Consider the following 24,596-nt stretch of genomic DNA (forward strand, 5'->3'; position numbering starts at 1 on the left):
AAAGTTTACTGTCACAAAGTTTTATCAGTTGTTTTTTTTTTGTTAAAAATACCGCAAAATACCCCCAAATATTATGAATAGAATTTTACTTAAAGCTAAGTTTTTTACATCTATTTTGTTATTTTTTGCTCTCTACGGAAATGTTAGTGCTCAATGTACTATCACGGGAACAAAGAATGCTACTACATTGAATCCTGACCCATGTGTTACTTTTAGTAATTGCGATGGTATTTTAAATATTGGAGATGGTAGTACAGCATCAAGTTTGGTTATGAATGAAAACTTAAACCTTAGTTGTTTAGGGGCTATTCAGCTTATTGTTAATACCAATGCTAATATTGATTTTTCTACTAGTAATTATACATTGACGCTTGCTGCTGGGTCTTCAATTAGGTTTACTGGTAGTGGTACTTTAAAACCCCTAGGGGGTAATGGTACTTCTGGCTGTAATGGAGCTGATAAGATAATTATTGGAAATACTACTGTCGCTGCTTGTAATGGTAATAGTGGTGAATATGAATTTCCTAATTTAGTAAATAATGGAGGCTATGTTGGGGCAGCAGGTTCAATAGGAACGGCACAGACAATTTGTAGTGGATCAATACCAGCTACTTTGACATCTACTACAAATGGAACTGGATCGGGAACAATAACTTACGAATGGCAAACAAATGCAAGTGGTAGTTATGTAACAATCGGAGGAGAGACAAGTTCGACTTATTCTCCACCAGCTTTAGTAGCAACGACAAGTTACCGACGAAGAACAGTTTTGGTAAATGGTGGTGTAACAACTTATTCAGCTTATACGGCTTCTGTTACAATAACGGTCAGGGCAGCTTCAGTAGGCGGAAGTGTTGCTGGTGGTACTTTGGTTTGTACAGGAACAAATAGCACGACATTGACTTTAAGTGGACACACGGGAACAATAACACGTTGGGAGTCATCATTGGACAACTTTGCGACAGCGGGTACTCCTATTTCAAATACAACCACTACATTAACAGCAGCCAACTTAACGGCAACAACCTATTATAGAGCTGTTGTAACCAACGGATCTTGTACGCCAGTCAATAGTACAATAGCCACTATAACGGTCAGTGCAGCTTCAGTAGGCGGAAGTGTTGCTGGCGGTACTTCAGTTTGTACAGGAACAAATAGCACGACATTGACTTTAAGTGGACACACTGGAGCAGTAACACGTTGGGAGTCTTCATTGGACAACTTTGCGACAGCGAGTACTCCTATTTCAAATACAACTACTGCATTAACTGCAATCAACTTAACTGCAACAACCTATTATAGAGCTGTTGTAACCAACGGATCTTGTGCTCCGGTCAATAGTGCATCGGCGACAGTAATGGTAACACCAACAAATACAATTGCTTTGAGTTCAGCGGCTGGTACGGACAACCAGGTAGGATGTATTAATACGGCAATTACAAATATTACCTATGTAACCACAGGTGCTATCGGTGCTACATTCAGTGGTTTGCCATCGGGAGTTACGGGTTCTTTTTCAGGAAATGTTGTAACCATTTCGGGTTCACCTTCAACGGCAATTGGAAGTCCGTTTGCCTATATGGTAACATTGACAGGAGGTTGCGGTAATATCACCAAAACGGGAATGATAACTGTGAATCCATTGCCAATTGCCCCAGTGTTAAACAATATCACATTAGGTTGTAATCAAACTATTGCTACAGAAGATTGGACATCAGTCCCTAATATATCTAATTACAGATTTGACGTGTCTTCTGATTCATCATTCGGGATAGGGACTTTTGTAGGGCTTTATGAAAATATGCCAGTATTGGCATCAGTAACCTCTTTAGATATAAATGGGTTGACTCCTGGTTTTACTTATTATATTAGAGCAAGAACCCAAAGCGGTTGTGGGACTAGTGCTGACTCAAACGTGGTGACCATAACGGTTAACGCTCCAGCATCACCGCCATCAGCAACTGCTACTGAACAACCCACTTGCACAGTGTCAACAGGTACAATAACAGTAACGGCACCTACAGGATTGAATTACAGTATTGATGGTTCTGATTATTCTAATACTACAGGAATTTTTAATGGTTTAGTTGTAGGGCATTATGTTGTAACTGCCAAAGATGGATCGGGATGTATTTCATCTGCTACAGATCCTATTGCAATAAAACCTTCGCTTACCACTACTTGGAGTGGTAGTGCTTGGGATAATGGAGATCCAGATGTAACCAAGACTGCAGTTTTTTCGGGACCATATACCGCCACAACTGATTTGGTTGCTTGTTCGTGTATAATTAATTCAGAGGCAGCAGTTACAATTCCATCTGGAAAAATATTTACTGTAACCAATGCAGTGACTAATAACGGAGGTACTTTGATCTTCGAGAATAATGCGAGTTTGATTCAGATAAATAACGTAGCTAATACTGGGAAAATCGTCTATAATCGTATTTCGGCTCCGATGAAGAATTTTGATTTTACGTATTGGTGCTCTCCAGTAAAAGATCAGGTTTTGAATGTTTTGTCTCCGAATACCTTATCGGATAAGTATCAAAGTTACGCCAATGGGAAATGGGTGATTGAGAATGGATTAAATGAAATGGATCCAGCAGGAAAAGGTTTTGCTATTCGTGTTCCTAAACCTAATATCCACTTTGTTCCTAACAATGAGTATTGGACGGGTTTGACATATGCTCAACCAGTTAAGTTTGTTGGTGTTCCTAATAATGGAGACATTACCATTGATTCCCAAGGGATCCAAAAGGATAATTTGATAGGTAATCCTTATCCTTCTGCTATCGATGCCGATAAGTTTATAAATGAAAATTTGGACATGATTGATGGAGGACTGTATTTTTGGACTCACAATACTGCTATAACGCAAAGCGGCTCTTTTTATGTGTATAGTCCCAATGATTATGCAGTTTATCTCTTGACGGGAGGAGTAAAGGCAACAAGCGGAGGAACAGTTCCAGGCAAGACTATAGCGGCAGGACAATCCTTTTTTGTGACGAGTAAAACTGCTGGAGTTTTTAAGTTTAACAATGCCATGCGTAATACGACAGCTGCTACGGCATCTGGATCTAACAGTCAGTTTTTCAGAATGTCCAAAACCAAGAAGACGGAGTCAGTTGATAAGAGCAGGGTTTGGCTAAATTTGACGAATTCCGATGGAATCTTCAAACAATTATTGGTTGGATATATCACGGGAGCCACCAATGAAATGGATAATTTGTATGATGCGGTTAGTTTTGATGGGAATGCGTATGCTGATTTTTATAGTGTCAATGAAACAAATAACCTGGCAATACAAGGTCGTACTCTGCCTTTTGATAAAACGGACAAAGTGCCTTTAGGTTACAGAACTACTGTAGCAGGAACTTTTCAGATTAGCATTGATAATGTAGATGGTGAATTGACGAACCAAACTGTCTTTTTAGAGGATAATTTGACTAAAACGATCCATAATCTGAAGAATGGACCTTATTCATTTACCACAGCCAAGGGAACGTTCAATGATCGTTTTGAGTTGAGTTACGACAAAAGTACCTTTACTGATACTTCTTTTGACAATCGAACTTCTGTGGAAACAAAAAAAGAGTCAGTGGTTTCTGTTGAGAATCATCAAATAAAAGTCATTTCATTTAATGAGACTATTGATGCTGTGATGATTTACGATTTGAAGGGAAGCCTTCTTTATCAAAAGGATAAAATTAACAGTATGGAATTTATAATGCCTCATTTTAACTCCACCGAGCAATTCTTGATTGTGATGGTTCAATTAACCAGCGGAAAATGGGTTACGAAGGAGATTGTTTTTTAAGAGGTTGTTGATTATATTATTTAGGCTGTTCGAATAGAAATATTCGGACAGTTTTTTTATTTCAATATTTGGATTATTATATATTGGATAAAAGATATTTATGTAAATGCGAATAACTAAAAAACCCCATTTTCGGCATGAAAATGGGGTTTTACTATCTTACACAAAGATTTATTTTCCTTTTATTGATGCCTCTAAGTTTTTCTCAATCGTATGGCCTGGTCTAGTCCATTTTGGTTTTTCTCCAAGTGATTCAAATTGTGAATCAGCAGCTTCAACTGTTTGAGGTTGCACAACTTTAGTAAATGGTTTTTGTGGTTTGAGGCCTAATAAATCAAACATTTTCATGTCTTCATTTACATCGGGATTTGGTGTAGTTAACAATTTGTCTCCGGCAAAGATAGAGTTCGCTCCAGCAAAGAAACACATCGCTTGTCCTTCGCGACTCATGTTCATTCTTCCAGCCGATAAACGGACTTGTGTGTTTGGCATTATAATTCTAGTTGTTGCAACCATTCGAATCATTTCCCAGATTTCCACAGGTTTTTCATCTTCCATTGGAGTGCCTTCTACGGCTACTAATGCATTGATTGGCACTGATTCTGGTTGTGGGTTCAAAGTTGAAAGAGCCACAAGCATTCCGGCTCTGTCTTCTACGCTTTCTCCCATTCCGATAATTCCACCACTACAAACTGTAACGCTGGTTTTACGAACGTTTTCTATAGTTTGCAAACGATCTTCGAATCCACGAGTCGAGATAACTTCTTTATAGTAATCTTCAGATGTGTCTAAGTTGTGATTGTAAGCATAAAGACCAGCTTCTGCCAATCGTTGAGCTTGATTTTCGGTAATCATACCCAAAGTACAACATACTTCCATGTCCATTTTGTTTATGGTACGAACCATTTCCAAAACTTGGTCAAACTCAGGGCCGTCTTTTACATTTCTCCAAGCGGCTCCCATACATACACGAGAAGAACCTCCAGACTTTGCTCTAAGAGCTTGAGCTTTGACTTGGCTTACGGACATTAAATCATTTCCTTCAACGCCAGTGTTGTATCTAGCTGCTTGTGGGCAATAGCCACAATCTTCAGAACATCCTCCAGTTTTAATGGAAACCAAAGTAGAAACTTGTACCACGTTTGGGTCGTGATGCTCGCGATGGATAGTAGCTGCTTCAAAAAGCAAATCCATCATGGGTTTATTATAAATAGCAATAATTTCTTCTTTCGTCCAGTTGTGTTTTGTGATACTCATTGATCCTTTATTTTGATGCCCCAAAAGTAATCAAATTGTTCTAAAGAAGCAATGTGCTAGAATTAAAAAGACTTGTTAGAAATTGTTTAAAAAGAGTAGTTTAATCGGTGATAAATTTATCATTATAATACAGTATTAATAGCATAGTTACAATAACTGACGAGGCAATTCCTTCAAAAAACAAAGAAAAGCAATACATATTAATGGAAGGATGGCCGCCGAATAAAAAACTCTCTGATAAAGTATGGATATAAGCATCGCCACCTCTCATATAGCTATAAACCAACAGCCCAGCAATAGATAAAACAATACCGACAATACAAGTGGATAATGCAGCCAAGATATTGGGTACAAATTTTTTCTTGCCGTGTGCAACCCTTGATTTTAACGTGTCATTTACGGCATAGACAATGAAGAACACATTCACCAACCTCAAATAGAAAAGATTGGATAAACCCAAAAATTCCATTAAAAGAAAATAGGTTCCAATTGATATAAAAATGAAGAACCCGTTTTTAATTTCTTTTTTTACTTTCATGGCTTAGTTTTTTAAAAGTTAGAAATTCAATATGTATTTGGGAATCAATATATTGACATAAATTTACAAAAAATAAACGAAATCGTTGTAATTAATTGATTAGAAGAGTTTCTGTCAAAATTGGATGTGAAATTAATTACTGTTAAAATCATTCGCTTTGTGCTATCGCGCTATTCGAACTACTTCGATAGTTAGCTGTAAATGACATTCATTGAAGTCCTATGAAAATAAATATACAATGAAGTAATCCCTAACTTGAGACCAAGACGTTTATTATTAATAATAAATGGAAGTTTTTTATAGATTTTCAAAATAAGCCAAAGCTGTATTTTTGTCTTTTTCCAATTGCTCTTTTAATAGCGTAACCGAATCAAATTTCACTTCGGAGCGGATTCTTTCCAATACAGAAACAGTAATTTTTTGATCGTATAAATCTTCATCAAAATCGAAATAATTAATTTCGATTGTTTGATTCTTACCATCAACAGTAGGATTGAAACCGATATTCATCATTCCCAAAACAGTTTTTGAGTTGATAATGCTTTTTACAATGTAAACTCCGTTTTTTGGAATGAGCTTGAAGTTTTCTTCTAATTTTAAATTGGCAGTAGGAAATCCAATAGTTCTTCCCAGCTGTTTTCCTTTGGCTATTATGCCGGTTAAAGAATAATTGTAGCCTAAGTATTCATTGGCCAAAGCAACATTACCGTCGATTAAGGCTTGTCGTATTTTTGTTGAGCTTACGGATACTTCCTTGATTTCTTGAGCTGAAATTTCTTCTACTTCAAAATCATATTGTTCTCCAAAAGTTTTTAAATCATCAATGTTGGCAGTTCGATTACGCCCAAATCGATGGTCATGACCAATTATTATTTTATGAATGTGAAATTGGTCTACAAGGATGTTTTTTACAAATTCCTCCGCAGTCAATCTAGAGAAGCTTTCGTCAAAGGGATGGATAACTAAGTTTTGAATCCCAATTTTGTCCAATAGCTCGATTTTTTCGTCTATGGTATTGAGCATTTTTAAATCCGAATCCTCTTGTAAGACCATGCGAGGATGAGGAAAAAAAGTAAGTACCAGGCTTTCGTATTTTTCGTTTTCTGTGTTTTGAGTGACTTTTTCCAGTATTTTTTTATGTCCAAAATGAACGCCATCAAAGGTTCCTAAAGTAAGAATTGTTTTTTTTGCATTTCCTCCAGATGCAACTTGGAAATCGTGTATAGAATGAAAAATTTTCAAAGTACCTATTTTTAAATATTTTGCAAATTTATACTATCTATTTTAAAAAGAAGAATAAGAAGTTTCTATTTTTATTAATTGTAATATCAGTTAAGCTAATAAATCTTCAAATTACCCATTGAAAACGAATGTAGTTGTTGTCTTTTTTAAATCGTTTTTCAAATCATTGTGTATTCCATTGTAAATGAATTAAATTTGTGTGTCAATTTTAATTTTTATAATCAATATTGATCTTAATTGGAAATGCTTCTTTTTTTTATAGACACGAGTTATCGATTTGCAAAGAAAAATAGAGACAGATGAGATAAATATAAATTAGATATGATATTTCAATAAACACACTATCAGCATATGAAATGAGCATGATTCTAAATTGGTCGCAAACACCAATGAAGATATGCGAATTACATATGACCAATAAAAAACAATAAATGTTTTCATATGAATAGATTTCTATTTTGTTTAGGTTTTTTAGCCGCAAGTTTTGTTGGGTTTTCTCAAGCCAAATCCTCTTGGGCAATAGTAAGTTCTTCCCAGAAAAGGATTTTACAAAAAGAGAAAGGTGATTTGGGATTGGAACATCAACTTTTATACTCCTTGAACGAAACTGAATTCAAACAATCGTTAGAAACACTTCATTCAGGTGTCTCTTCTGCAAAAAGTATAGCTGTTGCAATTCCAAATAGTAGAGGTAAAATTGAGCAATTTAATGTTGTGGAATCTTCCAATTTTGCTCCAGAATTGCAAGCGAAATATCCAGAAATCCGTGCCTATTCTGGAACAGGAATAACTGATCCAAAGGCTTCTATTAGTTTCAGTGTTTCTCCAAGTGGTGTTCAAACTATGATTTTAAGAGGAGACAGCGGTTCAGAATTTATAGAGCCATTGACCAAAAATAAATCGGTATATGCTGTTTCTACTTCAAAAAGCAGGAGTAAAGGTGTTTTGCCTTTAACTTGTAAAACTGCCGATGTTGAACTGAGTAAGGATTTGACGAAGAAAGCAAGTCAAGTGAAATCAAGTAATGGTGTTTTTAAAACCATGCGATTGGCGCTTTCTTGTACAGGGGAATATGCCCAATATTTTGGTGGTACAGTTGTTAGTGCATTGGATGGAATGAATGCTACAATGGCAAGGGTAAATGGAATTTTTAATAGGGACTTAGCTGTGAAATTGATAATTATAGGCAATAATGATTTGATTGTGTATACCAATGCGGCTACAGATCCGTATTCAGATGCGGATGTAGGTATTGAAGTAATTGCTGATTGTACTGGAAATGATTGTCCGGGGGCCTGGAATTCAGAAGTACAAAAAACAATTACTAGTGTAATAGGTGAAGCTAATTATGATATTGGTCATTTATTTGGAGCTTCTGGTGGAGGTGGTGATGCAGGTTGTATAGGTTGTGTTTGCGATGCATTAACAAATACAGATTCAACGCCGGTTTATACTTCGGGGAAAGGAAGTGCCTTTACTTCGCCGTCGGATAGTAGACCAGAAGGTGAATCTTTTGATATTGATTTTGTAGCTCACGAAATGGGGCATCAAATAGGGGCGACGCATACTTTTTCTTCAACTGTTGAAGGAACTGGAACGAGCGTGGAACCTGGGAGTGGTTCGACAATAATGGGTTATGCTGGAATTACAAATTATGACGTTCAAAATCAATCGGATGATTATTTTGCTTATACCAGTATTTCTCAAATTCAGAGCAATTTGGCATCCAAATCATGCCCAATTGATACGATATTGAGCAGTCAAACGCCAACTGCCGATGCTGGGTTTGACTATACTATTCCAAAAAGTACTCCTTTTGTTTTGAATGGTACTGCTTCAGATCCTAACGGGAACACAATGACATATTGTTGGGAACAAAATGATTCAGCTACCAACAGTGAAAGTGAGGCAAATAGTATTGCTTATGCAGCCAAAACCAATGGCCCGAATTTTAGATCATTTTTGCCTAGTAGTGTAACCAATCGTTATTTTCCAACTCTTAATAAAGTACTGTCTGGACAATTGGTCACTACTTGGGAAGCACTTCCATCTGTGGCTAGAAATTTGAGTTTTGTATTTACAGCACGTGATAATGCAAGTTTGGGTTTTGGACAAACCAATTCGGATGGGATGGTAGTTACTGTTGATGGAAATAAAGGGCCTTTTGCGTTAACTTCACAAAACACCTCTGATTTAAGTTGGGTTTTGGGTTCATCACAAACGATAACTTGGAGCGTAAATAGTTCTAATTTATTATCGGGATCAGCCAATGTGAATATTAAGTTGTCTACTGATGGTGGGTTGACTTTTCCAACAGTTTTAGTAGCCAATACGCCAAACGATGGTTCTGAAGTGATTGCAGCACCCATGACGGCAGCCAAAAATTGCAGAATTTTGATAGAGCCTACAGCTAATGTCTTTTACGCAGTAAATAGCAAGCCTTTTGCTCTAGGATATAGTATTGCAACTTCTTGTAGTTCTTATCCATTCGCTGGAACTTTTCCAGTTTCAATTCCAGAATCACAAACATTTGCAGAGATAGCCGTTGTGGTGCCTGCATCCACTTCGGAAATTACCGATGTCGATTTTAGTGTCAATTTTACCCACACTTATATATCCGATGTTCAAATGGAAGTGGTAAGCCCAAAAGGGACTGTTGTGAAATTATTTGATAAGTCTTGTGGAGCCAATGATACTACTTTGATTTTGACATATGACGACATGGGTGGTGCGTTGAATTGTGGTTCGACTGCGAGTCAAACTATTGTTCCTGCAGGAGTATTGTCGGCATTTAATGGTGAAAATCCTCAAGGAACCTGGACTTTGCGATTTAAAGATACTGGGGTTGGTGATATAGGGGTAATTAATTCGGCATCTATAAAAATTTGTTCAAGTACTTATACTACTCTGGCAACGTCAAGTTTTGAAATAAATGATTTTGTGTTGTACCCGAATCCAAATAAAGGAGATTTTAATATTCGTTTCTCAAGTTCCAATACAACAGATATTCGGGTTTCTGTAACTGATATGCTAGGAAGAAAAATATATCAGAAGGAGTTTGAAAACACTGGAGATTTCAATGAGAATATTCAATTGAAGAATGCGTCGGCTGGAACTTATATTATCACTGTCGTAGATGGTGATAGAAAAGGTGTTTCTAAGATTATAGTGGAATAGGTTTTCTGGACTTATAAAAAAAAAAGGGAGACATTTGAATGTCTCCCTTTTTTTATTTTCCGTTAAAGGTGGTCATGGTGTTTTCCAGTCCTGCTGTTCCAAAAGATTTAATGATTTCGGAAGCAACTTCTAGTCTTTCGGTAAGTTTGGCTTTTTCGTTATCATCCCAATCTCCCAATACATAATCGACTTGTTGTCCTTTTTTGAATTCGTCGCTGATACCAAATCGGAATCGAGTGTATTCTTGGGTGTTCAGAACGAGATTGATGTTTTTAAGTCCGTTGTGACCTCCATCGCTTCCTTTTTTGCGGATGCGAATGGTTCCAAAGGAAAGATTTAAATCATCGGTAATGACAAAAATATTTTCCAGTGGAATATTTTCCTTGTCCATCCAATATTTTACGGCTTTCCCACTTAAATTCATGTAGGTGTTGGGTTTTAGAAGTAAAAAGGTTCTTCCTTTGAATTTGTATTCGGCCAGCGAACCGAGTTTCACGGTTTCGAATGATATTCCTTCTTTTTTGGCTAGGAAATCCACTACTTTGAAACCAATGTTGTGTCGGGTGTTTACGTATTCGGAGCCGATGTTACCAAGGCCAACGATTAAAAATTTCTTCATAATGTCTGTGTTCTCTTCTGTTTTTGGTGATGAAAACAGGTTTTGCATCCATTTTATCATGGTGCAAAAATAGTGTAAAAAGTATAAAGAGGAAAGAGACGAGAGAAAAGAGTAAAGAACAAAGAGAAGAGAGTCTAAGAGTAAAGAATAAAATTGTTTAAATTCAAAATTCTAAATTTTGGAATTGAGCTTTGATTTTTTATTTCCAAAAATGTACTATGTTTCTCTTTAGCCCCGATGGGAGGGAAAATCCTTTTATTTTTTTTCTTTAAAAAATAAAAGATTTGGAAGGACAGCGGGAATCCATGCTTCCTGAAATGCCTGATCTTTCGCTTCAAGTCAAAAAAAAAGCACCAGTTGTGAAACTGATGCTTTTGATATAGATTGAAAAAGTATTATTTTTTCTTTTTTGCTGGAGCTTTTGCAGCTTTTGCAGCTTCTTGCGCAGCTTTCATAGCAGCACGAGAGATCTTCACTTGACAGATTACTGTGTTTTCTGGGTGCATGATCTTGAAGTTTGGAGTTGGCACTTTAGTAACGTATAATTTGTTACCCATGTCAAGAGGAGTGATATCAGCTTCAACGAAATCTGGAAGATCTTTAGGTAAAGCTTTAACTTTTAATTTACGGTTGTTTAAACGTAAATCTCCACCTGCCATAACTCCTTTTGAGTTACCAATGATTTTTACTGGAACTTCAATAGTGATTTCTTTGTCATCAAAGATTTGAAAGAAGTCAATATGTAAAATTTTGTCAGATACCGGGTGAACTTGAATATCTTGTAAAACAGCGTTGAATGATTTACCGTTTCCAAGTTCAATCACAACTGTGTGCGCGTTTGGAGTGTAAACCAAGTTCTTGAAAGCTATAACTTCCGCTGAAAAATGAACTGCTTGACTTCCTCCGTATAATACGCAAGGAACCAATCCAGCATTACGTAAGGCTTTAGTAGCTACTTTGCCCACGCTTTCTCTTTCTGATCCTTTAATTGTAATCGATTTCATTGTAAATATTTATTATAGTTATTAATTAAACTCTTATTATAATAGCTTTTGTTTTTGCTGTAATGAATTACATTAAAAACTTCCCGCTAATGGAATTGTTGTGGTGTACCATGTGCATTACTTCAGCAAAAAGAGGTGCACAACTCACTACTCTTATTTTGTTGGATTGCTTTTTTAACGGAATAGAATCGGTTACGATTAGTTCCAACAATTTAGAATTTTCTATTTTTTCGTAAGCTCCACCCGATAAAATGGCGTGTGTACAAATTGCTCTTACGCTTAAGGCTCCTTTTTCGATCATCAAATCGGCAGCTTTTGCCAAAGTTCCTCCTGTGTCAATCATGTCATCAACTAGGATTACATTTTTGCCTTTTACTTCTCCGATAAGCTCCATTGTTTCGATAACGTTGGCTGCTTTTCTTTGCTTGTAACAGATAACTACTTCAGAATTTAAGAATTTAGAATAAGCGTATGCTCTTTTCGATCCTCCCATGTCTGGTGAAGCAATCATTAAATTGTCTAGACCTAAACTTTCTACGTATGGTAAAAAGATTGTGGATGCAAAAAGGTGATCTACTGGTTTCTCAAAGAATCCTTGTATTTGATCAGCATGCAAATCCATGGTCATTATTCTTGTTGCTCCCGCAGCATCTAGTAAATTAGCTACTAGTTTAGCTCCTATCGGCACTCTTGGTTTGTCTTTTCTGTCTTGTCTTGCCCAACCGAAGTAAGGTATTACAGCTGTAATGTGTCTTGCTGATGCGCGTTTTGCAGCGTCAATCATCAACAATAATTCCATTAAATTATCTGCAGATGGAAACGTTGAGCAAACGATGAAAACGCGTAACCCTCTAATTGATTCTTCGTAAGAAGGTTGAAACTCACCGTCACTATAAGTAGACATGGTAACTTTCCCCATTGGGATTCCGTATTCCTTTGCAATTTTCTCTGCAAGATATTCACTTTTTGAACAAGCAAAAATTTTAGCTTCTGGTTCTAGGTGTGACATTTAATTTGTTGTTTTGTAGTTAGTTGTGTGTATCGTTTTTAACGAGGTGCAAATTTAGAAAATAAAATCAACTCTGAAAGGAAAAATTTAAGTATTTTTATTAGAATGTTTAAAAATATTTTTTACATTTGCACCGTGTTAAAGGAAAAGATAATTGTTAATGTTGATTATCTCTTTATTGCGTTGAAATAATTGTTTATTATTTCATGTCTAGCTAAGCCCGGATGGCGGAATTGGTAGACGCGCTGGTCTCAAACACCTGTGGGAAACCGTGCCGGTTCGACTCCGGCTCCGGGTACATTAACGGAAAGACTGTCATTTTTGACGGTCTTTCTTTTTTTATACCCTTCCGAACCCTTGCTATTCCTAGTCAAAACCTCAACCACCTCATTCACTTTAGCGGTTCGACAATCTCCATTTCCGAAAATTAGCTTTTGCGTAAATATTGAACCCGCCACTATTCTTTTTCCATCGTAATCACCATTAGCAAACATAATATCTAAGTTTGAGAGTAGCTTTAATCCTGAATCAACGTAAGTCTTGATTGAATCCGTTCTCTTGTTGAGTGCTTCGATTTCATTATTAACTTCATTAAGCTGTCCGTTGATGCGTTCGATGATGCTGTTGAATCTTTCTTTATTGATGTCCTTGCTTAAAAGTAAGTCTTCTGCATCTTCAATTTTGGATTTTAAAACCTTTTGGAGTTCAATTTTGTTTTGAAGTTGGATGGTTCTATCTCCGTTTATTTGAGATTCAGAATCCTTTAAGACTTCTGAGAACAAATCTTTGATATTCTCATTTATTTGTAAGTTAAAGAGAATGCTTCCGATTCTGACATGAGCATCATTGACTGGAACTCTGGTTTTACACTTGTTTCTACAATGGTAATATGGATATTTTTTGTCTCTACCCTTTGAGAAACTGCCTGTAATTTGGTTCCCACATAGCTCACATATTAGAAAATCACGTAAGGGAAAGTCTAAGTTTTTCTCTGATGGTTTTGTTCCGTGCCATCTTTTGCTTTTGAAGACAGCTTGTACTTTGTTGAATGTTTCGATGTCTATCAGTGCTTCATGTTTGCCTTTTACCTCCAATGCGGATTCTTTTTTGAACTCAGGAACTTTAATCTTACCTATATATACGATGTTTTTAAGTAACTCACTAAATGCACTTTTTTCAAGTTTCATTCCTTCTTGTTTAAGCTTCTTGCGAATCGTTTCAACTGATTCAATATTCATTGCTACCTCAGCGAATGCTTTTTTCACGAAAAAAGAAAATTGGTTCGGCCTCAATGTTGATTTTTTGAATTCGTCTCGAAAATTATCATAACCGTACGGTGCTTTTCCTGTGAAATAACCTTCCTTTTTTGCTTGGTACGTTCCACTAATTGTTCTGCTTGAAATTTTATCTCTTTCGACCTCGCCAGCTGTAAGATAAATTGAGAGCACCATTTTGTTGTCTGAATTAGACATGTCTAAATACTGCTCCGTGGCATTCAATTCAATCCCCATCGTATCGAACTCTCGTAAGACTGTTAAAGCTTGCTCCGTATTTCGTGAGAATCTATCCCATTTGACAAATAATACTTTGTGAATTGCTTTCTTGTTAGCTTTTGCGTATGCTTTCAAGTTTGTCCATTCGGGTCTTTTGAAGTTTTTGGCTGAGTGGTCTTCTCTGTATGACTTAACTAGATTGTATCCCATTCTTTCGCAATGGCCCATCAATGTTTGTTCTTGGTAGTCAAGACTAAATCCTTTTTGTGCTTGCTCGTCTGTGCTTACGCGACTATAAGTTATTACGTTTATTTTTTCCATTTTATTTTTCTATATTTTTATTGCTTATTTGGTTGTGGCATACTTCTGCCAATTTGTATAGTGTGTTTCTTAAGATTTCTATTTCGGCATCACTATATTGTATTCCTTTTTTATTTAATATTTTTTTGCATTCAGTTAAACTTAACACTTTGTTTCTCGGTCGTCATTTTCCAATTTTTTACTTTGACGGTGGAATTCTCTTTATTATGGTCATAGCATGACACGTCCAAACTAGCCTCATAAACTGATTTAGATAAATTTTACGCATAGAATCTTGATTTCGGACGAAATAAGACCAATAGCGAAACAGACATGATATGCCTGGTGAAAAATTTTGTGTTTTGCTGAAACCACTTTTTGGAAAACAAAGTGGCAATTATTTTATACTTCTACAGTTTGAACTGCTCTCTGAGATTTTGAGTAAATTTTTAAAAAGAGCTGATTTAAGAGTCAGTTTGTGGCCTTTTAAGAATTATATACAAAAGTACTAATTTATTCCGAATAATGCAACTGAAAGTTGTGCCAAAACGTCAATAAAATAGTAAAACCACAATTATATGGTTTTAACTAAAGGATTTCTGTCGAGTTTGTAAAACTATTACCATTATTGCTAAAATTCAAATATTAAGAGAAACTGTTAATAATCATTAAGAGTATTTATTCTTTCTGAACTTCATCATAAGACCAAAAATTGTCCTTTGTTGTCCACTTAACACTTATATTTTTTTCGACAGTATTATTATTGACATCCTTAAATTTTAGCAAAATTCTAAAAGAAATCTGAGGAGGTACTTCTAAATTTATTGGCAACCCAAAATCAAAATAAACAGTAGTCGACTGTCCACCTGCCAAATTAGATGAAGCACTTGAAGTAAATGCATTTCGCCAGTCTGTGTCAGGTAGTTTTGCATCAATAATAATTGACAATTCTTTAGCTTCAGTTTTGCCCATATTCTCAAATATGAAATTCGGCCGAAAATATTTACTCACAGTCACATCACCCTTATACTGAATCCTATGCAATTCTTTTTCAACTTCTCCAAGAGTAAAAACAGTATTTAAACCTTCTATCTTATTGCCAGACGAATCATTTGCAATTAAGCGATATGGCAAAACATAATTATCTGAAGCTTCCCCTTTGCCATAAATATCAGGTTTGTAACCCCATGGCACAGTACTTGCCTCAGTAGCTGTGATTTCTTTCCAATTAATCAATCTCACTTCCTTTAATTCAGGATTAGCATTATTAATCTTTTCCCATCTTCTGTTTTGTTCATATTGATTACATAAAGTCCAACCAAGACTTACTAGAGAGATTATTAAAGCCAAAATCGAAATTACAACTTTGGGGTCGGATAAAAAACTTGGAGAATCTTGCATTTTCATTGTTTAATTAAAATTTCACCTAACACAACCAAAACAAAACTTTTCCATTCTAACCAATCATAGATTTACAGTCAGAGCATGTTAAGTCTTGCAATTGACCAAATATAAAAAAAAGAATCCTTATAAATCATTAATGGAAATTATTTACAAAGATTCATTAGTCCATAATTATAACGCATCAGTACTACATCGTATCAAAACCTCAACTGTATCATTTTATATCTATTGTAAACACAAAACGATACGGTTATCTGTATCGAAAATATTCTTTGATTTGTTTTGTCATGTGCCGAAATACCTGGACTTTTGGAATATGGAAAAAGCAATCATCATATCCCGCTGTTCAACAAATGAGAATCGTCAGGACGTTACACGTCAGTCTCAGGAACTAATTTCTAATTATGGAAATCAGTATAAAATCGTCAAAGAGTTTACTTACTATAAGTCTGGAACTAAAAATGATGAAGTTAACGCAGAGATTTTGGATTATGCCATCAAAAATGGCATCCAACATATTATTGCCATCGAAATTTCACGTATCTCTCGTAAAATCTCATCATTCGCTCTTTTCTTGGAAAAATGCAATGAAAACAGAATCAATATCATTATTGATAACTTCAAACTGCATACTCTTCTACCATCAGGTGAAATTAACGGCATGGTTCAAACGATGCTTAGCATTGCATCAACCTTTGCAAGCTTAGAATTGTCCATGATTAAAGAGCGCCTGAACTCTGGCCGTGAGAAGTTTATTCGTGATGGAGGAAAGCTAGGACGTAAAGTTGGCTCAGAAAAAGAGCCGAAACAACTTATTGCCGAGCATGCAGATATTGTAAAATTTCTAAAGCAAGGTCAATCAGTCCGCAATATCATGAAACTAACGGGAAAAAGCAGTGGTACTGTCCAAAAAATTAAAAAAATGGTAGCATAGTAAAAAAAGAAATCCTCACATAATCTGTGAGGATTCCAATTTTGTAAAACAGTGAACGCATCACATGATTGTAATACCTTTTTCTAAGCCCTAAAACCAGTTTTTTCATATAGGTCTATAGAGCAAAGACAGGATAATCATGGTATATTTAGGAACATTAGACCTGAAAAAAAAAATTCGAGCACCTCATCGAACCCATACTATTTCCAACCAAAAAAGCAAAAATTGCTGGGAGGTAACGAGCAACTTGTTACTAGATAGCAGGGCAGGGGTGCATCATCCCAACTGTTCTATTCTCTTCTTTATCTGCTCGATTTCCTTCTCCAGTTGTAACTTCTGTAACTGTTTTTGCAACTCTTGTTTTCGATGAGGTTCTTTCTCAATAGAGATTTGCATTTGCTTTAACCTGATTTTATCATCCGTTGCTATCGTTTCCATCCTTTAGGTAATTTATCAAATACTCCTCTTCAAAAAGGAAATGGAGTTCGTTATTCTTTTTCAAAAGATTATACTCTTGAATCAAATGCCAATCATCTAAAATTGCATCTTCTTCATAAGTTCTAATGCAGTAATTAACCAACATCTTACGAAGCTTTGGATTGTACTTAAAGTCTTTAATTTCTATCATATTTAGTTTAATTTTTTAATGTTATTATCTGGCTACCGTCCTTTTTTATGTAGTCCTTCCAACCATTTAAGTCGAAGATGACACTCTCACGATAACTTATTTGACTGAAACCTAATTTGAAACAATTGATTAGTTTCTTTTTATTCGAGCATTTGACATAGCAATGTAAATGGTTTCGGTTGTTGCTCTTCTTTTGCTCTACCACATAATTAATCTCTAGTACGTCATCACCCATTTGTTCATAAGCAAATTTCATCACCACATCGATGTCAGATTTACTATAATCTGTACACGGGTCGATGCTGAGAGCATAGTATTTGTTCTTTCTAGTTCGTTGAGGTTTGAACTTCGGCACCAATAAATGGTGAACCATCCATTCACCATTTTTATTCTTGTATAGCATAGCTTCGCTACAATTGTCTGTTAGGCTACTGATTATTCTTCTAACATTTCGAGTACACATTTCATATTTTGTACTAATTTCTTTTACTGTTACGTATTCATTTTGTTGCATTTTTGTTTCTTGTTAAACGCATCATATCTATTAGGGGAACGGCTTAATTCCCTTTTGATATGTTATTTTATAATAAATATGTCGGAAAGTTGGAAAAGTTCCTTCGGACATAAAATATTTATTCACAATCATAATTGATTGCAATAAATTGTAAATAGTTTTGGTGATTGTTTTTAATTGGTCAGAATGACCGTTGTGTTCTACGGGGTTTTATCCCTAGTCAGCAACATATAAGCATAGGACAATTTCTTCAAATCTTCAATGAAAAGATTCGACAATTCAATGGTAGGGGGTACAAAAACCTCTTCGAAAGAAGAGGTTTTTTTGGTTTTAAAATCTTTCTATTTTTCTGTTTCGGTAGCTGAATCTAATCTGTCCGATGGTAAGATTCTATTTAAAACAACCCCAATAATAGCGGCAATGGTAAGTCCTGAAAGTGAAACGCTACCGGAAACAATTACGTTGTCTATAGCAATTCCCAGTACAAAAATCAATGAGGCAATAATCAGATTTCTGGAATGTGAAAAATCAATATCAGCATTTACAACAGTTCTGACACCAACCGAAGCAATCATTCCAAATAATATTATAGAAATTCCTCCCATAACAGGGGTTGGGATACTTTGTAAAACCATCCCGAATTTGCCAATAATCCCCAGTAGTATTGCATAAACAGCTGCAATTCTCAGAATAGCGGGATCGTAAACTTTTGTAACCGCCAATACTCCTGTATTTTCTCCATAAGTTGTGTTTGCAGGCCCACCTAATAGTCCAGCGACTATTGTTGCGACTCCATCTCCTAATAACGTTCTTGGAATTCCTGGGTTTTCAAAAAAATCTTTCCCAACAACTGCACCATTTGTTGAAATATCACCAATATGCTCGATAAAAACCACCAAGGCAATAGGAGCAATGGCGATTACGGAAGTAAATGAAAAAACTGGAATTGTCAATAAATCTTTCATGGCTACGTCTGAGAAACCAATCCAACTTGATTTTTCGAAACCTGAAAAATCAACCATTCCTAACATAACAGCTGTGATGTATCCTAAAAAAACGGAAATCAAAATCGGAACTAAGCGAAAAAAAGATTTTTCTAAAATTGATATACTGATCATGGAAATAATTACAACCGAAGCTACTATAAGACTGTTTGTGTCAAAAGTATTGTTTTTATAACCAGCCATCGATAACGCAACCGGGCTTAGTCGCAATCCGATAACCATTATTATTGGACCTACAACCACAGGAGGGAAATAGGATTTTATTTTTTCTACGCCAAACGTCTTTACCATCGTGGCCATAATTATATAGACAAATCCAGCCGCGATAACTCCTCCTTTTACATGAGCAATTCCGTCTTCTTTTAGAACCAATGTTAATGCTCCTATAAATGCAAATGAAGACCCCAAAAATACAGGAACGATTCGCTTGGTACATAGGTGAAACAAAAGTGTTCCAATTCCTGCTGTAAGAAGAGCAATTGACGGATTGAGTCCTGTTAGAAAGGGCACTAATACGGTTGCTCCAAACATCGCCAAAACGTGCTGAAGTCCTAATATTAATTTTGTCTGTGTGCTAACTGTTTTCATTTATTTTAGTTTTAAAAATGATTTTAAACTGAGAGACGGATTTTGTTTTACTGAAATTAGAATGCCATTTAAGTCTTGTCTACAAATTTGCTTAAAAAATTTACAATTTAAGATCATTTATTGTAAAAATGCATTGATTGTCAATGTTTTGTGTTTTTTAATCATTCTTGATTTTCAGTTTGTAATAAAGGTTCTTATTAAGGTGGTTTTGGTTTTATGGATTTTTTGTCTTCAAAAATTCTACTTTTTTGCAAATTTTAAGTGTTTTACAATCAGAGCCGTATTTTTTTGTCTGAATCATTATTATGAAGAATTTTTGTTGTAAACTTGTAAGTGTAAAATAAACACTTATAATTATGAAAAAAATATGCAGTATCATTTTATTGGCTTTTTCAGTATTCTCCTTTGCTGAAAACCCCGCCGATTATTCGTTTTTCAACTCCGATAAAACAATAAAAGTTGAATTTAATCTGACTCCAAAGAAAACACCTTATTACAAAGTTTTCTTTAAAAATAAATTGGTCATTAATACTTCTGAGCTTGGAATTGTTCGGGAAGATGGCAATTTTTATAATAACATGAAGATTGTAAAAGTATCTGAAGCGAAAGCTGTTCAGTCTTCATATAATATGTTGCAAGGGAAAAGAAAAAAGATCAACTATGCTGCCAATCAATATACAGTGAGTTTGCAAAACAGTACAGGTGAGGTGATGGAAATCATTTTTCAGATTTCACATGATGGAGTTGCTTTGCGTTACCATTTTCCTAAAACTTCAAGCGATATCAAAAAAATAACGGAAGAGAAAACTACCTATAATTTTGACGCTGCCGCAAAAGCATGGTTACAGCCAATGTCTAAAGCTAAAACGGGATGGAAAGAAACTAATCCGTCATACGAAGAGCATTACTCGATGGGTGTTCCGGTAAATACGAAACCAGTAATTGGTGAAGGTTGGGTGTATCCAGCATTGTTTAACGCTAATGATGCTTGGGTTTTGATTGCCGAAACTGGATTGCAAGAGAACTACTGTGGCAGCCGATTGGTTTATAATGATTCCTCAAAAGCATTGCAGGTAACCTTTCCGCAAAAAGAAGAGATTTTTCCAAACGGTGCTCTTAACCCAGAATCGCAATTGCCTTGGTACACGCCTTGGCGAATTATAACAATTGGGTCATTAAAAACTATTACTGAAAGTACACTAGGAACTGATTTGGCAGATCCAGCCATCCCTATGGATACTTCTTTTATCAAAAGTGGATTGTCTTCTTGGAGTTGGGTTTTGCTGAAGGATGATTCAGTTAATTTTGAAACTACTTTACAATTTATCGATTATGCTTCCAGCATGAATTGGCCATATTGTTTAATTGATGCAGACTGGGATACTCGTATTGGCGATGCTAAAATGAAGGAGTTGGTGGCTCATGCCAAAGAAAAAAACGTAAAACTATTGGTTTGGTATAATTCATCAGGATCTTGGAATAGTACAGAATACCATCCGAAAAGTAAATTGCTAAGCCACGCCGATAGAGATAAAGAATTTTCAAGATTACAAGAAATGGGAATTGCTGGAGTCAAAGTTGATTTTTTTGGAGGTGATGGACAATCGATGATTGCGTATTATCACGCCATGTTGAAAGACGCTGCAGCACATCAATTATTGGTCAATTTTCACGGAGCTACTTTGCCTAGAGGTTTGCAACGTACCTATCCTAATTTATTGACTACCGAGGCTGTGAAAGGGCAAGAATATATCACTTTTTTTCAAGACATTGCCGATTTACAAGCTAGCCATTGCGCTATGCTTCCTTTTGCCAGAAATGCTTTTGATCCAATGGACTTCACACCTATGGTATTGGATTCTATTCCGAATATCAAACGTAAAACAACACCTGCATTTGAGTTGGCTTTGCCTGTTTTATTCTTGTCTGGGATTCAACACATTGCCGAAACTCCTGTGGGAATGGTAAAAATGCCAAAATATGTGGTGGATTATCTAAAAGACATTCCAACGAATTGGGATGATTCCAAATTTATAGATGGATACCCAGGAAAGTATATTGTTATGGCCAGAAAAAAAGATAATGTTTGGCACATTGTTGGAATTAATGGAGAAAATAAAGCCAAAGAAATAGAAATAGATTTGTCATTTGTAACCAATGATTCTGGTTATATTATTTTGGAAAACGAGAAAGGATTCCAACAACTTCCAATATCAAAAAGAACAAAACTAAAAGTTATAATGAAACCCAATGGTGGTTTTGTGGTGAAGATGTAATTTTTTATAACCATATAAGCCATATAAGTTCATGTTAGTAAACTTATGTGGCTTATTTATTTTACTTCACAAGTTGCATTATGCAAAACAGGAAAATTGCAAGAATTAGCAATAAAACATAATTGATTTGCTTTTTGATGTAAATCCAAAGCCAGTTGAATTTTATCAGGATTGGCAATAGTTACTTTCGGATTTAACTTTACCTCAATAAAACGTCCGCTTCCATCAGGAGAAACCTCAAGTGTTGCTTCGGCATTATCTGAATACTCCAAAACTTCTATTCCGTTTTGAGAGCAGACATATAAATAGGACATCATGTGGCAGGAAACCAAACTACTTAAAAGTAAATCCTCGGGATTGTATAATTCCGGATCACCTTTGAAAGCTTTAGCAGCCGAAACATTTAAAATCGGTTTTCCTTCAATTAAAATCTGGTGACTTTTGCTGTAAAATCTCTTTGTTGAATCTTCTTGATTTGAAGTCCATTTTGCTTCCGCTTTGAATATGTGTTTGAAAGTCATTTTTTTGGTTTTTTTAGCCACGAATTAAATGAACTTGAAATTCATGGCTAAAATGATATAATTCTTTTGATTCAATTTTATTTACCGCCTTTAGACAAATCTGAATTTGGTCTTTTAAACGGTTCTGATAAAAACTTATTGGCTAATGCATTAAATACTTCCGGACTTGAAGCCGGTGCAAAATGGGTTTCTCCAGGCATAATACATAACTGAGCCTTAGGTGTGTTTTCAAAAATTTCTACTGAATGTTCATTTTTAATAATGTCTTTATCTCCTGCCATTATCAGCACTTTTGCTTTGATTTTTGACAAATCTTTAGTAGCAATATTAGGTTGATCTACCAAAAGTCCGGCAAGTTGTTTTAGTAGATTCCAATTCTCACTAGTGTCCTTCTCTTTAATTTTTGATGCAACCATTTTCTTCATGTTCTGAACATCTTTTATAGCCCACGAATTAACAGCTGTAGAATCAGGTCTTAAATTTGCTCCCATCGTCACAATTTTCTTTATTTTTGACTTACCTGAAATACCCATTTGCAAACCAACAATTCCACCATCACTCCATCCAATAATACTTATTGAATCTAGTTTTAACTTATTAACTAATTCCTCTGTATCTTTTGTAATCTGAACGTATGTCAAAGAATCCGTTTTCAACTCCGATTTACCTTGCCCTCTATTATCAGCAACAATAACTCTGTATTTACTTTTAAAATAATCGATTTGATTTCCCATTGATTCAATACTTCCTCCATTTCCGTGAATCAATAACAAAGGTTCTCCTTTTCCATATTCTTCATAGTAGATTTTAGCTCCATTGATTTCAGCAAATTTTCCAACTGCGGTATTTTTACCATAAGGTGTGTCAAATTTAAAATTCATCTGAACCTGAGCATTTGCCATTCCAAATATTGAAGATATTAATAACAGAAGTAATACTTTGATTGATTTTTTCATTTGTAAATATTTTTATAATAGTTATCTCTCAAATATAAGAAAGAATTGATTAAATTAACAAAATCATTACAAATTGTAATGTGTTTTAATATTTACAAATAAAAAAACCTCTGAAGTAAAATCTCCCGAGGAGCTGTTCTACGAAAAATTGTGTAATCTGTGTCTAAAATTTCAATACGCAAAAAAGGCTGACTCAAATTTATTTTGAATCAGCCTTTTTCAATAAAATTCATGCAAGACACTTGCTATTTCATACTTTGAATCCAATCATGTATTAATTTTATTCCTTCTTTGTGCTTCACACTTCTGCCAAGTTCAGGCATGGCGGTACCAGGCACGGTACTGTCCATCCTGTTATACAAAATGGATTCGGAAGCATTTCCAGGAACAATATCAAAATTAAGTCCATTGGCGCCGCCTCCGGCAGAAACAGGCTCTTTCATAATTCCAACAACACTTTTTTCGTTTTGTCCATATTCTAAGAAAAGGCCTGTATTAAAAGCGTCTCCTCCTTTGGTATGACAGTGCGCACAGTTGATATCCAAATAAGCCCTGGCTCTTTGATTTAAATCATATGTGTCTTCATCTTCCCAATTTGGTAGAACAGGTACTTTTGTGATTTCAGGTAAGCCTTGTAAATACCCAGAATCAGCCCATTTTCCCAATTGGTTTTCGCCTGAAACAACGTTATTCAAGTTCATTGCTTTGGGTCCAATTGGAGTTAAAACCGCTTGATTGACGTGACATCTTTTGCAATCATTTGTATTCGGAACTTTATACGTTGTTGAAACTATATTATTTTCCTCATCTAATAAAGTAATTGGAATATTAGCCCCAGAGATATGTTTTACAGCATCAGTCTGTTCTTTATTCCATAAGTAATTCATCACATACCATTTCTTATCCTTTGGATTTTTGGCCAATAATCGAGTTTCAATCATTATTTTTTGATGATCGGTATTGGTGTAGGCAAAGTTTTTAATCAAAATAGTCCCATTAGGAAAGTCAAGTACTCCGGAAGAAGTATATTTCATTTTAGTTCCTTTTGGTACAACGATAAATCGATCTTTAAGGGCATAGTCCGTAAACAAAGCTGAATTCAATTTATAACTTAAAATTCCTTCGTTACTTTTTAAATCTTTTAATTTTCCAATAAAAAAACCATAATCAGACAGTTTTTCTTTGAAAGCAAAGTCAGCAACGGATTGATAATCGGAATTTGAGTTTTCATTTTTATTTTTACAACTTTGAACACAGTAAAGAGTACCAATAACCAAAAATAAAACCGATACTCTTTTGATAACTTTTTTCATTT

General features: G+C 35.3%; 18 protein-coding genes and 1 tRNA gene. 5 read left to right on the top strand and 14 right to left on the bottom strand.

The genetic code is table 11. The features are described 5' to 3' along the window. Positions 1-73: 73 nt before the first annotated feature. Positions 74-3,817 (top strand): T9SS sorting signal type C domain-containing protein, encoded by a 3,744-nt coding sequence (locus J2W95_RS09530; protein ID WP_310006326.1) that lies wholly within the window; start codon positions 74-76, stop codon positions 3,815-3,817. 171 nt (positions 3,818-3,988) lie between these two features. On the opposite strand, the gene bioB is transcribed toward J2W95_RS09530, so the two are convergent. The 3 genes from bioB to J2W95_RS09545 all read right to left on the bottom strand — a co-directional run bounded on the left by bioB (position 3,989) and on the right by J2W95_RS09545 (position 6,854). Further along, positions 3,989-5,074, bottom strand: a complete 1,086-nt coding sequence (gene bioB, locus J2W95_RS09535) for a biotin synthase BioB (protein ID WP_310006328.1) — start codon at positions 5,072-5,074, stop codon at positions 3,989-3,991. Positions 5,075-5,174: 100 nt separating this feature from the next. After that, on the bottom strand, positions 5,175-5,612 hold the full coding sequence (locus tag J2W95_RS09540) for a hypothetical protein (protein ID WP_310006330.1): 438 nt from the start codon (positions 5,610-5,612) through the stop codon (positions 5,175-5,177). A gap of 297 nt (positions 5,613-5,909) precedes the next feature. After that, complete coding sequence (locus tag J2W95_RS09545) at positions 5,910-6,854, bottom strand: bifunctional riboflavin kinase/FAD synthetase (protein WP_310006332.1); 945 nt, start codon at positions 6,852-6,854, stop codon at positions 5,910-5,912. A 441-nt stretch (positions 6,855-7,295) separates the two neighbouring features. Between J2W95_RS09545 and J2W95_RS09550 the strand changes: the two genes are divergently transcribed. Beyond that, positions 7,296-10,031 carry a zinc-dependent metalloprotease gene (locus tag J2W95_RS09550; RefSeq protein ID WP_310006334.1) on the top strand — a complete coding sequence of 912 codons (2,736 nt, stop codon included), beginning with the start codon at positions 7,296-7,298 and terminating at the stop codon, positions 10,029-10,031. A 52-nt stretch (positions 10,032-10,083) separates the two neighbouring features. Here the strand turns inward: J2W95_RS09550 and pth are convergent, their stop codons facing one another. The 3 genes from pth to J2W95_RS09565 all read right to left on the bottom strand — a co-directional run bounded on the left by pth (position 10,084) and on the right by J2W95_RS09565 (position 12,663). Next, entirely contained in the window at positions 10,084-10,710 is a 627-nt protein-coding gene (pth, locus tag J2W95_RS09555; RefSeq protein ID WP_310006336.1) for an aminoacyl-tRNA hydrolase, read from the bottom strand. 335 nt (positions 10,711-11,045) lie between these two features. Further along, positions 11,046-11,654 carry a 50S ribosomal protein L25/general stress protein Ctc gene (locus J2W95_RS09560; RefSeq protein WP_310006338.1) on the bottom strand — a complete coding sequence of 203 codons (609 nt, stop codon included), beginning with the start codon at positions 11,652-11,654 and terminating at the stop codon, positions 11,046-11,048. 67 nt (positions 11,655-11,721) lie between these two features. Next, the gene (locus J2W95_RS09565) at positions 11,722-12,663 is read right to left on the bottom strand and encodes a ribose-phosphate pyrophosphokinase (protein ID WP_111411609.1); all 942 of its coding nucleotides are present in this window, start codon (positions 12,661-12,663) and stop codon (positions 11,722-11,724) included. Positions 12,664-12,881: 218 nt separating this feature from the next. Here J2W95_RS09565 and J2W95_RS09570 point away from each other — a divergent pair. Continuing rightward, positions 12,882-12,961 (top strand) — tRNA-Leu (locus J2W95_RS09570). On the opposite strand, the gene J2W95_RS17415 is transcribed toward J2W95_RS09570, so the two are convergent. Together J2W95_RS17415 and J2W95_RS09575 are read right to left on the bottom strand one after the other, a co-directional pair. Continuing rightward, the gene (locus tag J2W95_RS17415; RefSeq protein WP_409025125.1) at positions 12,915-14,477 is read right to left on the bottom strand and encodes a recombinase family protein; all 1,563 of its coding nucleotides are present in this window, start codon (positions 14,475-14,477) and stop codon (positions 12,915-12,917) included. The two genes, J2W95_RS09570 and J2W95_RS17415, sit on opposite strands and share 47 nt — an antisense overlap. 657 nt (positions 14,478-15,134) lie before the next feature. Further along, positions 15,135-15,863 (bottom strand): hypothetical protein, encoded by a 729-nt coding sequence (locus tag J2W95_RS09575; RefSeq protein ID WP_310006341.1) that lies wholly within the window; start codon positions 15,861-15,863, stop codon positions 15,135-15,137. 313 nt (positions 15,864-16,176) lie between these two features. Here J2W95_RS09575 and J2W95_RS09580 point away from each other — a divergent pair, with 313 nt between their 5' ends. Then, the gene (locus tag J2W95_RS09580) at positions 16,177-16,794 is read left to right on the top strand and encodes a recombinase family protein (protein ID WP_310006343.1); all 618 of its coding nucleotides are present in this window, start codon (positions 16,177-16,179) and stop codon (positions 16,792-16,794) included. Positions 16,795-17,209: 415 nt separating this feature from the next. On the opposite strand, the gene J2W95_RS09585 is transcribed toward J2W95_RS09580, so the two are convergent. The 3 genes from J2W95_RS09585 to J2W95_RS09595 all read right to left on the bottom strand — a co-directional run bounded on the left by J2W95_RS09585 (position 17,210) and on the right by J2W95_RS09595 (position 19,528). Beyond that, positions 17,210-17,377 carry a hypothetical protein gene (locus J2W95_RS09585; protein ID WP_310006345.1) on the bottom strand — a complete coding sequence of 56 codons (168 nt, stop codon included), beginning with the start codon at positions 17,375-17,377 and terminating at the stop codon, positions 17,210-17,212. Positions 17,378-17,429: 52 nt separating this feature from the next. Then, positions 17,430-17,885 (bottom strand): hypothetical protein, encoded by a 456-nt coding sequence (locus J2W95_RS09590; protein WP_310006346.1) that lies wholly within the window; start codon positions 17,883-17,885, stop codon positions 17,430-17,432. 392 nt (positions 17,886-18,277) lie between these two features. Further along, on the bottom strand, positions 18,278-19,528 hold the full coding sequence (locus tag J2W95_RS09595) for a uracil-xanthine permease family protein (protein ID WP_310006350.1): 1,251 nt from the start codon (positions 19,526-19,528) through the stop codon (positions 18,278-18,280). A gap of 356 nt (positions 19,529-19,884) precedes the next feature. Here J2W95_RS09595 and J2W95_RS09600 point away from each other — a divergent pair, with 356 nt between their 5' ends. Further along, positions 19,885-21,804: a glycoside hydrolase family 97 protein gene (locus J2W95_RS09600; protein WP_310006352.1), complete on the top strand. Its 1,920-nt coding sequence runs from the start codon at positions 19,885-19,887 to the stop codon at positions 21,802-21,804. A gap of 56 nt (positions 21,805-21,860) precedes the next feature. Here the strand turns inward: J2W95_RS09600 and J2W95_RS09605 are convergent, their stop codons facing one another. The 3 genes from J2W95_RS09605 to J2W95_RS09615 form a co-directional block, all read right to left on the bottom strand. Continuing rightward, on the bottom strand, positions 21,861-22,325 hold the full coding sequence (locus tag J2W95_RS09605; protein WP_310006354.1) for an OsmC family protein: 465 nt from the start codon (positions 22,323-22,325) through the stop codon (positions 21,861-21,863). A 77-nt stretch (positions 22,326-22,402) separates the two neighbouring features. Beyond that, positions 22,403-23,281: an alpha/beta fold hydrolase gene (locus J2W95_RS09610; protein WP_310006356.1), complete on the bottom strand. Its 879-nt coding sequence runs from the start codon at positions 23,279-23,281 to the stop codon at positions 22,403-22,405. 245 nt (positions 23,282-23,526) lie between these two features. Next, on the bottom strand, positions 23,527-24,594 hold the full coding sequence (locus J2W95_RS09615; RefSeq protein ID WP_310006358.1) for an SO2930 family diheme c-type cytochrome: 1,068 nt from the start codon (positions 24,592-24,594) through the stop codon (positions 23,527-23,529). Positions 24,595-24,596 lie beyond the last annotated feature (2 nt).

The sequence above is a fragment of the Flavobacterium granuli genome (assembly GCF_031456055.1).
Taxonomy (GTDB): domain Bacteria; phylum Bacteroidota; class Bacteroidia; order Flavobacteriales; family Flavobacteriaceae; genus Flavobacterium; species Flavobacterium granuli_A.

Bases quoted from the DNA above. Each gene is read 5' to 3' on its own strand.
- J2W95_RS09530 (WP_310006326.1), top strand. From the start codon at position 74: ATGAATAGAATTTTACTTAAAGCTAAGTTTTTTACATCTATTTTGTTA.
- bioB (WP_310006328.1), bottom strand. From the start codon at position 5,074: ATGAGTATCACAAAACACAACTGGACGAAAGAAGAAATTATTGCTATT.
- J2W95_RS09540 (WP_310006330.1), bottom strand. From the start codon at position 5,612: ATGAAAGTAAAAAAAGAAATTAAAAACGGGTTCTTCATTTTTATATCA.
- J2W95_RS09550 (WP_310006334.1), top strand. From the start codon at position 7,296: ATGAATAGATTTCTATTTTGTTTAGGTTTTTTAGCCGCAAGTTTTGTT.
- pth (WP_310006336.1), bottom strand. From the start codon at position 10,710: ATGATAAAATGGATGCAAAACCTGTTTTCATCACCAAAAACAGAAGAG.
- J2W95_RS09560 (WP_310006338.1), bottom strand. From the start codon at position 11,654: ATGAAATCGATTACAATTAAAGGATCAGAAAGAGAAAGCGTGGGCAAA.
- J2W95_RS09565 (WP_111411609.1), bottom strand. From the start codon at position 12,663: ATGTCACACCTAGAACCAGAAGCTAAAATTTTTGCTTGTTCAAAAAGT.
- J2W95_RS17415 (WP_409025125.1), bottom strand. From the start codon at position 14,477: ATGGAAAAAATAAACGTAATAACTTATAGTCGCGTAAGCACAGACGAG.
- J2W95_RS09575 (WP_310006341.1), bottom strand. From the start codon at position 15,863: ATGAAAATGCAAGATTCTCCAAGTTTTTTATCCGACCCCAAAGTTGTA.
- J2W95_RS09580 (WP_310006343.1), top strand. From the start codon at position 16,177: ATGGAAAAAGCAATCATCATATCCCGCTGTTCAACAAATGAGAATCGT.
- J2W95_RS09585 (WP_310006345.1), bottom strand. From the start codon at position 17,377: ATGTTGGTTAATTACTGCATTAGAACTTATGAAGAAGATGCAATTTTA.
- J2W95_RS09590 (WP_310006346.1), bottom strand. From the start codon at position 17,885: ATGTGTACTCGAAATGTTAGAAGAATAATCAGTAGCCTAACAGACAAT.
- J2W95_RS09595 (WP_310006350.1), bottom strand. From the start codon at position 19,528: ATGAAAACAGTTAGCACACAGACAAAATTAATATTAGGACTTCAGCAC.
- J2W95_RS09600 (WP_310006352.1), top strand. From the start codon at position 19,885: ATGAAAAAAATATGCAGTATCATTTTATTGGCTTTTTCAGTATTCTCC.
- J2W95_RS09605 (WP_310006354.1), bottom strand. From the start codon at position 22,325: ATGACTTTCAAACACATATTCAAAGCGGAAGCAAAATGGACTTCAAAT.
- J2W95_RS09610 (WP_310006356.1), bottom strand. From the start codon at position 23,281: ATGAAAAAATCAATCAAAGTATTACTTCTGTTATTAATATCTTCAATA.
- J2W95_RS09615 (WP_310006358.1), bottom strand. From the start codon at position 24,594: ATGAAAAAAGTTATCAAAAGAGTATCGGTTTTATTTTTGGTTATTGGT.